General features: G+C 52.0%; 10 protein-coding genes. 4 read left to right on the top strand and 6 right to left on the bottom strand.

Annotation, left to right across the window (positions count from 1 at the left end; genetic code table 11):
* Window positions 1-23: 23 nt before the first annotated feature.
* The 4 genes from AB8Q18_02435 to AB8Q18_02420 all read right to left on the bottom strand — a co-directional run bounded on the left by AB8Q18_02435 (window position 24) and on the right by AB8Q18_02420 (window position 4851).
* Window positions 24-1457, bottom strand: coding sequence for a gamma-aminobutyraldehyde dehydrogenase (locus AB8Q18_02435; protein ID XDZ51920.1), 1434 nt, complete (start codon window positions 1455-1457; stop codon window positions 24-26).
* A 177-nt stretch (window positions 1458-1634) separates the two neighbouring features.
* Entirely contained in the window at window positions 1635-2954 is a 1320-nt protein-coding gene (gene tig, locus AB8Q18_02430) for a trigger factor (GenBank protein XDZ51919.1), read from the bottom strand.
* Between the two features lie 215 nt (window positions 2955-3169).
* A complete protein-coding gene (locus tag AB8Q18_02425; GenBank protein XDZ51918.1) occupies window positions 3170-4051 on the bottom strand; it encodes a DUF1853 family protein in 882 nt (293 codons plus the stop codon).
* Window positions 4048-4851: an RNA methyltransferase gene (locus AB8Q18_02420; protein ID XDZ51917.1), complete on the bottom strand. Its 804-nt coding sequence runs from the start codon at window positions 4849-4851 to the stop codon at window positions 4048-4050. The genes AB8Q18_02425 and AB8Q18_02420 overlap by 4 nt, the downstream gene beginning before the upstream one ends.
* Before the next feature lie 159 nt (window positions 4852-5010).
* Between AB8Q18_02420 and AB8Q18_02415 the strand changes: the two genes are divergently transcribed.
* Window positions 5011-5799, top strand: a complete 789-nt coding sequence (locus tag AB8Q18_02415; protein ID XDZ51916.1) for an inositol monophosphatase family protein — start codon at window positions 5011-5013, stop codon at window positions 5797-5799.
* Window positions 5800-6103: 304 nt separating this feature from the next.
* On the opposite strand, the gene AB8Q18_02410 is transcribed toward AB8Q18_02415, so the two are convergent.
* The gene (locus AB8Q18_02410; protein ID XDZ51915.1) at window positions 6104-6898 is read right to left on the bottom strand and encodes a hypothetical protein; all 795 of its coding nucleotides are present in this window, start codon (window positions 6896-6898) and stop codon (window positions 6104-6106) included.
* A 109-nt stretch (window positions 6899-7007) separates the two neighbouring features.
* On the opposite strand from AB8Q18_02410, the gene AB8Q18_02405 reads away from it, so the two are divergent.
* The 3 genes from AB8Q18_02405 (at window position 7008) to AB8Q18_02395 (ending at window position 11168) form a co-directional block, all read left to right on the top strand.
* Window positions 7008-7742, top strand: a complete 735-nt coding sequence (locus AB8Q18_02405; GenBank protein ID XDZ51914.1) for a helix-turn-helix domain-containing protein — start codon at window positions 7008-7010, stop codon at window positions 7740-7742.
* 249 nt (window positions 7743-7991) lie between these two features.
* On the top strand, window positions 7992-8285 hold the full coding sequence (locus AB8Q18_02400) for a DUF2798 domain-containing protein (protein ID XDZ51913.1): 294 nt from the start codon (window positions 7992-7994) through the stop codon (window positions 8283-8285).
* Between the two features lie 342 nt (window positions 8286-8627).
* The gene (locus tag AB8Q18_02395) at window positions 8628-11168 is read left to right on the top strand and encodes a TonB-dependent receptor (protein XDZ51912.1); all 2541 of its coding nucleotides are present in this window, start codon (window positions 8628-8630) and stop codon (window positions 11166-11168) included.
* Between the two features lie 80 nt (window positions 11169-11248).
* Here the strand turns inward: AB8Q18_02395 and ampC are convergent, their stop codons facing one another.
* Entirely contained in the window at window positions 11249-12424 is a 1176-nt protein-coding gene (ampC, locus tag AB8Q18_02390; GenBank protein XDZ51911.1) for a class C beta-lactamase, read from the bottom strand.
* Window positions 12425-12597: the final 173 nt, after the last annotated feature.

The raw sequence follows: 12597 nt of genomic DNA, 5'->3' as shown, positions 1-12597 counted from the left end.
GCCAATGATTAAAGGCCTAGGCTTTAGTCCAAAGCACTCATCACATGCTTGATGCGGGTGTATTCTTCCAGCCCATACATTGATAAATCCTTACCGTAGCCGGAATGCTTAAAGCCCCCATGCGGCATTTCGGCCACTAAGGGAATGTGGGTATTGAGCCAAACCGTCCCGAAGTCTAAGGCTTTAGACAAGCGCATGGCGCGGCCATGATCGCGGGTCCAAACGCTGGCGGCCAAACCGTAGGCCACGCCATTAGCCTTGGCTAAGGCATCGGCCTCATCCTGAAACGACTGCACCGTGATCACTGGCCCAAAAATTTCCTTTTGCACGGCGTCGTCTTGCTGCTGCAAGCCGGAAATCACCGTCGGGGCAAAATAAAACCCGCTTTTGCCCACCCGCTTACCACCCACCTCAATTTTAGCGTGCGGCTTCAGCGCCGCCATCACCGCTTCAACGGCCGCTAACTGACGGCTATTGTTAAGTGCGCCATACAGCGCCGTCTTATCGGTTGGCAAACCGCAGTGGATGCTTTTGGCCTGCTTCACCAAAGCCTTCACAAAGCGATCGTGGATGCTCTCGGCCACCAACACCCTGGTCGCTGCCGTACAGTCTTGACCCGCATTAAAAAAACCGGCGGTGGCAATGGCTTCTGCCGCCTTGGCAATGTCCACATCGTCAAACACCACCACGGGTGCCTTGCCGCCCAACTCTAAATGGGTCTTAGTGACGTTTTGCGCCGCCGCGGCGGCCACCGCCATCCCGGCACGCACCGAACCGGTAATCGACACCAAGGCCGGCACAGGATGGCTCACCAACGCTGCACCGGTTAAGGCCGAACCCAACACAATGTTGACCGTGCCTTTAGGCACATGTTCGGCGATGATTTGCGCCAACAACAGCGTGCTTTCGGGCGTTGTGTCACTGGGCTTTAAGACCACCGTATTGCCAGCAGCAATGGCGGGGATGATCTTCCACACCGCCATCATAAAGGGATAGTTCCACGGCGTGACCTGCGCCACCACGCCTAGCGGCTCACGCCGAATGGTCGATGTCAGGCCCGTCATGTACTCAGCGCTGGCCCGCCCCTCCAATACTCGAGCGGCACCGGCAAAAAAGCGGATTTGGTCGGCCGACACGGCGATTTCTTCTGAGGCCACCAAGTGCTTGAGCTGGCCGGTATTGCGACACTGCGCCTCCACCAAGGCCTTGGCGTTGGCTTCAATGCTGTCGGCAATGGCCAATAGCGCCTTTTGGCGCTCAGCCGGCGTGGTTTGCCCCCAAATAAGAAAGGCTTTTTGCGCAGCCTTAAATGCCTGATCAAGATCTTTTTGATTGGATTCGGGCGACAGCCCGTTGACCTTACCGGTGACGGGACTCACCAGCTCAAAGGTTTCTGTACTGTGGGATGGCGTTAAGCGGCCATTAATGAAGTTAGATAATGCGGTCAATTTTGCCATACTCTTTCTCCTGAGGTCATTACGATGTCAACACACTGGAAAACCTTGAAACAAAACAGCCATTTAATCAGCCTTAAACATAGACTAACTTATTTTCATCTGCGGCGCCAGCGCCTGCAGCGCCCACAAAAAAGCCGCCCCTAAGGGCGGCTTGCGTACAATTAATTCGTGCTAAACTTACATGGCGCCTTGCTGTGCGGCCATGATGTCGTCAAAGCTCATTTCTTTTTCAACGGCTTTGGCTTGACCCAATACAAAGGCCACCACGTTGGCTTCAACGGCCAAAGAGCTAGGACCTTGCATGCGCTGTGCGTCTGCTTTATACCATTCGATCACTTCGCTTGGATCTTCGTAGCTTTCAGCAAATTCGGCGATGACGGCTTCAACCTGTTCTGGTTTTGGCTCTAATTTATTGTCTTCAACCAATTGTGCCAAGATCAAGCCCAAAGACACGCGACGCTCAGCTTGAGCGGCAAACATTTCTACTGGGAAGTCAGGCAAGCTGCTGGCGTCCATGCCTTGGTTGATGAAGTTTTGACGCATTTCACCCATAAGGCGAGAGGTTTCTTCAGCCACCAATGCTTTAGGCACCGTGATTTCAGTCACGTCTAGCAATGCTTGCATCACGTTTTCTTTGGTTTTGTCTTCGGTGCGGCGTTTCACTTCACGCGCCACGTTTTTCTCAACTTCAGCACGCATTTTAGCCACGTCACCGTCTTCGATACCTAGGGCTTTAGCGAAGTCAGCGTCTACTTCTGGCAAAGCGGCTTCAGATACATTTTGCATGGTCAAAGTGAACACGGCGGTTTTACCGGCCACGTCTTTGCCGTGGTAGTCTTCAGGGAAGCTCACTTCAACGTCTTTAGATTCGCCTGCTTTCATGCCTACTAGGCCTGCTTCGAATTCTGGCAACATTTGGCCTTGGCCTAATACGAATGGGAAGTTCTCAGAGCTGCCGCCGTCAAAGGCTTCGCCGTCAATTTTACCCACGAAATCGATGATGATGCGGTCGCCGTCTTGGGCTGCACGCTCAACGTGGTTGTAACGAGTGCGTTGTTTGCGTAGGATTTCGATGGTTTGATCGATTTCAGCATCGCCTACTTTGGCCACAACTTTTTCAACTTCTTTAGCAGACAAATCACCCACGGTGATTTCTGGGTATACTTCAAATACGGCGTCTACTTTGAATACTTTTTCGTCATCTTGAGTTTCTTGGGCGTCAAAGCGTGGGTAGCCGGCAACGCGGATTTTCTCACCCACCACAACGTCGTAGAAATCACGTTGCAATTTTTCGTTCAACACTTCTTCACGAGCGCCTTGGCCGTACATAGACTCAACCATTTTCAAAGGCGCTTTACCTGGGCGAAAACCTTGTACTTTGGCCTTTTTTTGCATTTGTTTTAAACGGGCAGTTACTTGTTCGTTTACTTCGTCCCAAGCCAAAGCCAATGTTAATTTGCGTTCTAAACCTTCTAAGTTTTCTACCTTAACTTCCATGTTAAACCCTTATCTTTACGTGACAAAACGCTCGTCTTGAATCGCTCAATACTGACAAGCATTAAAAATAACTGCGTTTATTAAACCCATACCCAGCTGATGACAGACTAGATAGAGACAAAAAAATAATTTTCAAGTGTAACATGCCAACGAACAAAATCACAATGGTTTTCAGCCCATTGCGCGGCCGAGATTAGGCCTGCTTTTGCCAAAAATCAAGCCAATGCCGTCTTCATGACGCGTGCACTTTCATGCCAATAGCCATCAATTCGTTCCTGCAAAAACGCCACCACCCCCTCTTCCACTTCTGTCATCAAGGCCGAGAACGGCTGGCTGTCGGCCAAAGCGACCCGCGCAGGGCTCAAGCGCAACATATTGCGCAGCAGCACCCAACGCCCGCCCTGTAGCGCTTCAGGCAAGGCCGCCCAATCGCTCACATAATGGCCCGCCCAGCCATAAGGATTAATCGGCGCTGGTGCGTTTAACAATACCCCCTCTGGGGTGAAGCCCACGCCCCGCACAATCGAGGCGCTTCGCACTGGGCCAGCATGGGGCCAAATCGCGGCGTGAATCGGCGCAAATGCCTCGTGGCCAGACCAGGCCAGCTGCTGGGTTAACTTGTGCATCTTATTGGCCATTTTGTCTTGCTGATTGAGGCCCACAAAGCCGTCTAAGGTGGCCTCTGGATTACCATAGTATTTACACGTCAATTCAATGTGCAGCGGCTCATCGTTGAGCGTCACCAGAAAATCTACCGAACCCAACGTCTGAGTACGGCTGACAGGGTTGTCGTACAGGGCCAAATTACGGCCCAATAGCGCAAAATGTGGGGCATGACTAAACCAAAAGGCCAGCAGGCTTTCGGCGTAAAAACCGAGGCGATGGCCATACGGCGCTTCTTGCGCCAAAAAATCGTGCAAGGCCTTAGGCGCATCATTCAACGCCAATAAAAATCGAAACCCTTGTTCGCCAATCAGCGCTCGGTGCGACAGCTCTGCACCGCTGTGCCACAACGGCGGCGCGGTTAACAACGAAGCTAAATCACGCACGGCCTGATCGGTCAGCCGCCACCACAGCGCGTCTTGGGCAAAATTCATGGTTGAGTCTTTTTACTGATGAGTTTAAAAAAGCCGCGCAAAATGTCGATTTCTTCACGTTCAACCGCAGCGCGGTCGAACAAACGCTTCATGCGCCGCATCAGGCGTTCGCCGTTACGGCGTTCGAAAAAGCCTAATTCATCCATGGTGGTACCCATGTGCTCGACCATGCCCTGCACCTGTTCATGCGTGGCCAATTCATTAGACTGTTGTAAATAGTCCATACTTAAATCTACCTGGCTAAATAATTCATAGCACACCACTTGAACCGCTTGGGACAGATTTAAAGAGAAGTAATCAGGGTTGCCATTGATGGTGATTAAACGATTGCAGCTTTGCACCTCATCAATAGAGAGGCCAAAGGTTTCATTACCGAACACCAAGGCCACCTGCTGCCCTTGCTGAGCCAAGGCCAACACCTCCGGCATTTGCTCACGCGGGGTTTTCAGTTCAGCGGTTAACTCCCGCTTACGGCTGGTGAGGGCACAGCTAATCGTCATCGGCGCCAGGGCATCGGCCAAGGTGGGCACGATCAGCGCCTGCTCCAGCACGTCGCGCGCGCCCGAGGCCAAAATAAAGCTTTCTTCCGGCAGGCTAAACGCTTCTGGTGCCTCTGGGTCATACGCCTTAGGCTCAGGCGTCATCGGCGTTTCCATCAGATTCGGCGCCACCAAAATCAATTTACCCAAGCCCATGGTTTTCATGGCGCGGGCGGCTGAACCAATATTGGCAGGATGGCTGGTGCGACTAAGGACGATGTGGATGTTTTGTAAAAATAATGGGAGCTGTGGTTTATTCATGGTTTCAGTTTGGGTTAAATATGCGTATAATTTACGGATTCGATCTTTAAACATTCAGTCAATACGTCTTTAATGGTGACGCGCAGCCTTGCTTTACGTCAAGCGGGTGGGATAGCGCGAACCTTTAATTTTATTTTGCTTTGGAACTTGGATTTTCACATGAACCCCATGATTAATACGGCCATCAAAGCCGCCCGTCGCTCTGCGCACATGATGTTGCGCGCATCCAACAACTTAACCTCGGTTAAATTTGAAAGCAAAGCGTTTAACGATTTTGTGTCTCAAGTAGACAAAGAGTCTGAAAACATTTTGGTTTCCATTCTGAAAGAAGCCTACCCTCATCACCGCATTCGCACGGAAGAATCTGGCACTCATGGCCCAGCAAAATCTGACTATGAATGGATTATCGATCCTTTGGATGGTACCACCAACTATTTACACGGTCATCCTCAATACGCAATTTCCATTGCCCTTGCGCACAAAGGCATCGTCACCGACGCTGTAGTGTTTGCCCCTGAGCACAATGAGTTATTCACCGCTTCGCGCGGCCAAGGCGCCTTACTAAACGACCGCCGTATTCGTGTGTCTAGCCGCATTGAGCTAAACGAATGCTTGATCTCTACCGGCTTCCCCGTAGTAGACCAAAGCATGATGAACACCTACCTAGCCATTTTAAAAGACGTTTTGGCCAAAACCGCCGGTGGCCGCCGTGAAGGCGCTGCCTCTTTAGACCTATGCAACGTTGCCGCTGGCCGCGTTGATGGCTTCTTCGAATACAATCTAAAACCTTGGGACATTGCTGCCGGTAGCTTATTGGTACAAGAAGCTGGCGGCATCGTCACCGATTTTGCCGGCGACGACGGCTGGATGGAAAGCGGCGACATCGTCGCTGCCAACCCAAAAGTATTGGCGCAACTGCTGCAAATCATTGCCAAGCACGAAAAATAAGCCTTTCAGGTTTAACCAAGCCACTCAGACATGAGTGGCTTTTTTTGTCTGTCGCTGCGCCATCAGGCCATTTGCCTTAAAAAATATGGTTTGCAATGCCTGCTCTCGATCTATGCCTTAATGCCGGCAGCGGTTACCGTTCAGCGTAGGGTGGGTCACGACCCACGCGGGTTTTGGTTTTAACATGTAAGCACGTTGAAAATGGTGGGCACGCTGCGCTTTGCCCACCTTACAAATCACTACACCCAACGGTAAACATGATTGCCATTATGACGTATTGAGGAGCGACTCTAAAAACCATCGCTTACGCCCTATCTCGCCACGCCGCAAACAGTAACGACAGCCCCGCCAGCGCTGAAAACAGATGCTTAAACGTATGCCCTGATATCCATTCATGGGTCCACGCATAAATTTGGTGATCGCCTAATTCACACAGCTTGGCCACGGCATAACAGGCCATCACCCAGCCCAACGACACGCGATACTTAGACGACACCGCCGGCCACAGCGCCAAGCCGATGATGAGGAACATGCCGCCACCTTGATATAAGCTCCATGCCCATAGGCTGCCGCTGTATTGCCACAACCATAGGCTAAACGGCCCCGCAATCAGCGCCGCATACACCATGATCTGGCCTGCGCGGTCGCTAACGCGATGCGTCACCGCCAGCCCCAACACGCCAGCAAACGCCACGCACATTCCTAAGCGATCTAGCCATAAAGTCTGGTCATTCGGCGCCAAGTGATACACAAAAGACCCCAGCCCAGCCAAGATCAAACCATAGAAAAACAGCTGCTGACGCTCGTACAGCGCCGGCCAACGGCTCAGCAAGCGACTCAGACGCCCACTCCAAGCGCCTGCCGCACCGACGGCCACAATAGCCAGATTCGACCACACATCACCCCAATGACTAAGACCCCAAAGCTGGCTTTGGTCAGCAAAACCATGATAGTCGGCGTACTGAGGCAGATGCGGCCCACTAAGCGCCAGCAGCAGCCACAGCACGCCTAGGCTAAACAATATTTTTTCCAGTCGCGTCAATGATCTACTGACCTCAACGGTCGCCTTCACAGTGGATACACAAGCGGGCTTCATCATCTCAATCCTCATGATCAAAAAAGCCATCTTGGCCCGCAGCGCTAAAAAAGTATTGTTTTATTTCAAAAATACGGCAAAATAATACCTTTAGATCAATATAACGATACCCATGAGCACAACGGCCACCTTAATCACGGTCTTAAAACGTGAACTCAAACAGGCGCACATGACTTATGCCGACCTCGCTGCGGCGCTTGGTATGGCAGAATCCAGCGTCAAACGCATGTTTAGCTTGGGCGACATGAGCCTATCTAGGGTAGACGAAATCTGCCAGGTGCTAGACCTTGACTTTGCCGACATCGCCGAACAAGTGGCCAGCGCCCAGCCCGACGTGTCCGAACTCACCTTGGCGCAAGAACGGGCCTTGATTGCCGATGAAAAACTATTGCTGATCGCCATTTGCGTGTTAAGCCGCTGGAGCCTGGCTCAAATCACGGCCCAATACACGTTTAGCGAAGCTGAGGCCATTGGCTATTTCGTCCAGCTTGACCGCATCGGCGTGATCGAGCTACGCCCCCTGAATCGCTATCGTTTAAAAATGGGTAAAGGCATGCGCTGGCAGCCAAACGGCCCCGTCATGCAGTTCTTCCGCGACCACGCGCTGGTAGACTATTTCTCTGGCGGCTTCGCTCCGGCGGATGAAGACCTCACCCTCACCTATGGCAGCATCTCCCCCAAAGCCCTCCCTGCCTTCATCAAGCGCGTGCAAAAGCTGGCCAGCGACTTTGCCGACCAACACCAGCAAGACAGCAAATTGTCTCCTGGTAAACGCCACGGCTACACCATGGTCATGGCCGTGCGCCGCTGGGAGCTAGCCTTATTAAAAACCCATGCGCGGCGCTAATGCCGGTGAATAAACCGCGCTTAGCTAACCGAGCCTGCCATCATAGAAAAGCGAAACCATCCCCCACTTGCATTGAAAACCAAATCCTTTTAAGATAGAGTCACTTGTCGCCCTCATTGCGCCCACTCTAATGGCCAATGCCACGACCGTAAACGTTTACGTTAATCAACGTGTGATCAACAGACCCTGACGTCTGTACCATCGCATGGTTGCTAAAACAGCGTACAGGGTTTAACGGAAGTGAATCATATGACTCAATCTACAGCCTCTCAAACCAAATCAACACAACAGTATTTTAAATTTTTAGGCCTGCCCAAGCTGCCCTCTAAGGCTATGGTGGTGCTGGTGCCGTTCTTTTTATCCGGCATCATGAGCGCCGTCGTTTCCCTCATCAGCATTGTGCGCAGCGTCGGCCTCGTCGATGGCATGGCCACCTTATGGCTGTCCTCTTGGACGCTCTCTTGGGCCATTGCCTTCCCCACCGTCTTGGTGGTCCTGCCGCTGGCTAGACGCCTAGCCTTGTCTTTAGTCCAAAAAGGCTGAGTACTGGCCTATATCCAGACCATCGCACGTAAAAGCCCCGCCAAATGGCGGGGCTTTTTGTGTCATGCAATGTGTGAAATTCGTGAAGCGTATTATGTTTATGAATGTTGTCACTACTCAAACCAGCAATCACTCATGGCCATCACCATGAAGACGCCTACCAACAATGCGCTGATCACGACCAAAGCGGGAATCCCCACCCAAACCATGAACTGTAACATTTTAAACTTTCAGTAAAATCCAAATAATAAATAATAATTAATGTTGCCATCGCAACAGCTACAGGGTACCATCGCCCGCTAATAAGAATCAATATCATTCACATTCAAGCTGGAAATATTTATGAACTCTTACCCCTCTGCTGCGTTCAAACGCAGCCAGATCGCACTTTGCTGCCTGTTGTATTCCGGCATCAGTTTTGCAGCAACCGCCCCTAGCCAGGCGGCAACTGAAGAAAAAATCGAAGACGTCATCGTCATTGGCAAAAAAATCAATGCCAAAGACAAAACCTACACCAAGGTCGGCAACCAATATCACCTCAACGAACAGGACATTGAGCACTTTCGTGGTTCTTCCGTTGGCGACTTCATCAAACACATCCCTGGCGTACTCACCGGCGACAATCGCAACAGTGGCGCCATTGATTTAAACATTCGCGGCATGCAGGGCATGAACCGCGTCCCGGTCATCATCGATGGCAGCATGCAGTCCATGACGGTTTATCGCGGCTATGCCGGCGTGGCCTCACGTAACTATCTAGACCCTGACCTGATTGCCAGCGTAGAGGTAGACAAAGGCCCCAGCGCCGCTGCCGACGGCGTTGGCGCCATTGGGGGCGTTGCGCGCATGCGCACCCTCGCCGCCAAAGACATCATCCCCAAGGGCCAAACCTGGGGCCTGCGCGTTAAAGGCAATTTAATCACCAACACCAGCAGCGTGCCCACGGCCTTTTCAACCGGCGGCCTACAGTCGGCCTATATTTCAAAATGCTCTGAAGGCGCCACCATCAATCACCCCAATGGCCCGATTCCTTGCACGGCAAGCCATAATGACGATCAGCCCTCACGCCCTTCAGTAGCCAATCCTACCGATGGTTCGGGCAGCATTGCCGTGGCCAAAAGCTGGGAACACGCCAACGTGATCTTGGCCTATGCCCGTAAAAAGCAAGGCAATTATCACGCAGGTAAAAAAGGCGCCATCCCGAAAGTCACCCAAACCAGCTCTGAAATCATCAATATGTTTAATGGCGAATGGATTGAGTTAACCAAGGCCGATTTTGACACCTCGTCGCTGAACCGCTTTCGCAGCAAAGAAGCCGTTTTGAATACGTCCCAAGACAATACTTCAGTCCTACTCAAAACCGAGTTTCAACTGCCGGATGATCACACCATCCAGCTAGGCTATATGTATTACAAAAGCTATTTTGGCGAGCTGATGCCTTCTTTAACCCGTCGAGGCGAAGGAGCCCTACAAGCAGCCCTCAGCGACGTCAAGGTCGACACCTATACCGCCCGCCACCGCTGGGACCCAGTCGACAATGACTTAATCGATTTAAAAACCGATATTTGGCACACCAAAACCGACGCCAGCACCTACTACCCCTACTTCTTTACTTTCTACAGCTATGGCACCGGCGCCACCGTTTGGGACATGCGCCAAGGCCAGATCGAAATCTCCGATCGAAAAGGCGTCAACATCAGCAATACATCGCTGCTAGAAAGCGAACGCTGGGGCGATTTAACCCTCAACTATGGTGCCTCCCTCTCTAAGGAAACCTTGGCTCCTCCAGGCGACGTTGAGCAACGCATGATCAACACCGGCATCAAAAATGCAGGGTCGCGCGATGGCTGGCGTAAAGAATGGTCGGCGTTCCTGAGCGCCCACTACGAGCCAAACCAAACTTGGGAACTGGACGCCTCCCTACGCTACATCAATGCCCAAAATAAAGACAATGCGCCCTATACCTATACCGATCTGACCAATTGCGTGAAGCCTTCTCGCAACGGCAAGTCTTGCGCCTTATGGGCTCAAATTACTGACTATCGTGGGGTACAGAAGCACCACGCCTTCTCGCCCATTGCCAGCATTTTATTTAAGCCCACCGATCAGCTTCAGTTTTACACCCGCTACTCGGAAGCAGCCCGTGCGCCCAGCCTTTTTGAAGAAACGCAGGCGACTTCATTCACGCCTGTTTTTGATCGCCACTTAAAGGTTGAACGCGCTAAGAACTGGGAATACGGGATCAACTTCAGCCAAGACAATCTCTTCCTGTCTGGCGATGGTTTCCGTGCCAAGCTCGCCTACTTTAACAATAAAACCAAGGATTACCTCACCCGAGTGGTGACGCCTGTCGAACAAACCGGCACCATGGACAACCTCGACTTTGTACACCTAAAAGGCTGGGAGCTCAGCGCCCGCTACGATACCGGCCGTTACTATGCGGAAGTAGCCGGTACTTACTACACCCACACCAACGTCTGCCGTAATGGGTTGGAAAACCGCCAAAACCGTCTGTGCTACCCAGGGGGCGCTCCTTACTCCTACCTACAAGGCCACATCCCGCCCAAGAAAAGCGCTTTAGTAACCTTAGGCACACGCTTATTTGATGAAAAATTAGACATGGGCATGCGCGTCACCCGCATCGGCAATCGCCCCGTTCAAATTGGCAACCCGGATGAAAGCGGCTCTTGGATACTGCCGATTCCTGATTGGCACCCATACACTTTGCTCGACTTTTACGCTAACTATAAGGTGAACAAAAACCTCAGCTGGAACCTAGCCATCGACAACGCCACCGATCGCTACTACATGGATGCGCTGTCCCTAGGCCTGATGCCCTCTCCTGGGCGCACCATCCGCGGCGGCCTCCAGCTTAATTTCTAGGCCGATCACACCAAAAAACCCGCATGGCGTCAGCCATGCGGGTTTTGAATTTTATGGTGCAGTGAGGCACATCAATCTTGCTATTGAGCGGTTAAGTGCGCCAATATTTGCTGCGCCAACACCACGCGCGGCGCAATAGGAAAGCTCTTATTGGCCAAGATCACCACGCCCACTTTTTGGCTCGGCACAAAAGCCGCATAGGCTGAGAACCCCCCGGTACCGCCGGTTTTGTTCAGCAACACCGCCTGTGGCGATGCCTCAGGTTTGACCGCCGTCACGGCAACCGCCTCACGGCCCATATGATCGGCATTACCGGCCAAGACATCATTCAATATCGTTGGGTAGGGATAAGACTCCCAAATCAAGCCCTGCGTCATGGTCCCGGCCTGATAGTAGCCAATCTGGGTGTCGTCAATCGCTTGCTGCAGCATGGGCGCTAAGGTGATCTGATGCATATTGGCCGCCACAAAGCGCATGAGGTCTAGCGCCGTGGTTTTCACCCCATAAGCTTCTGCTTCAAAAACCCCAGGGTTCACCCGCACAGGCTCATTGCGCTTATTGTATCCTTGGGCGTAATCGGCCATCCGTTGGGCTGGCACCTTAATAAACGTCTGCTGCAGGCCCAGCGGCTGCAATAGCTGTTGGGTGAGCACGGCGTCAAAAGGCTGTTGCCAACGATCGGCAGTAATCGCCCCTAAGAGGCCAATGCTTAAATTAGAATAGGTACGGTTGCTGCCTTCAGCAAACTGCGGCTGCCAATTTTTAAAGTAGGCCAGCAAGTCTTCAGCGTTTTGAACCTCGTCCGGCACCTGCTGCGGCAGGCCTCCCGTCGTGTGGGTCGCCAAGGCCAATAGACTGGTTTGGCCAAAGGCATCGCCGGCCAATTCTGGCACATAATCACTCACAGGAGCTGTCCAAGCCATTTTTTGCTGACGCACCGCATAAGCCGCCAAGGTGGCGGTAAAGGTTTTGCTGATGGAGCCGATTTCAAACAAGGTTTCTGCCGTCACTGGGGTTTGGGTTTCTTTCGACGCCAAACCATAATAATAGCCTTCACTTTGGCCATCCTTAAAGACGGCAATGGCCATGCCAGGGATCTCATGCGCCTGCTGCAATGACTGCACGGCGGGCGTCAGCATCGTGGCCAACGGCGCATGGGATGCGCTAGGTTCATTGGCGGGCGACTGACAAGCGCTGAGGAATAAGGCCGTCAGAACAGAACAAAGAGCGAATAAGGGTGGTTTTGACACCAGCATAATGGGTAAGCCTATAGAAAAGAAAATGGTTAAAGTAAAACAATATAGTACTCTTAGTTTAAACAGACTTAACTCATGCCTAAACTGAGCGTGATATTGGCCCATATTATAACGTCGACATCTCTATTTGCAGAGACTTTTTACCAAAAACTGCACCCCTGGGCGTAAATTAA

Source organism: Neisseriaceae bacterium CLB008 (assembly GCA_041228285.1).
Lineage (GTDB): Bacteria > Pseudomonadota > Gammaproteobacteria > Burkholderiales > Neisseriaceae > JAGNPU01.
The sequence above is the reverse complement of the archived record's forward strand: the minus strand, read 5'-3'. Positions and strand labels throughout refer to the sequence as shown.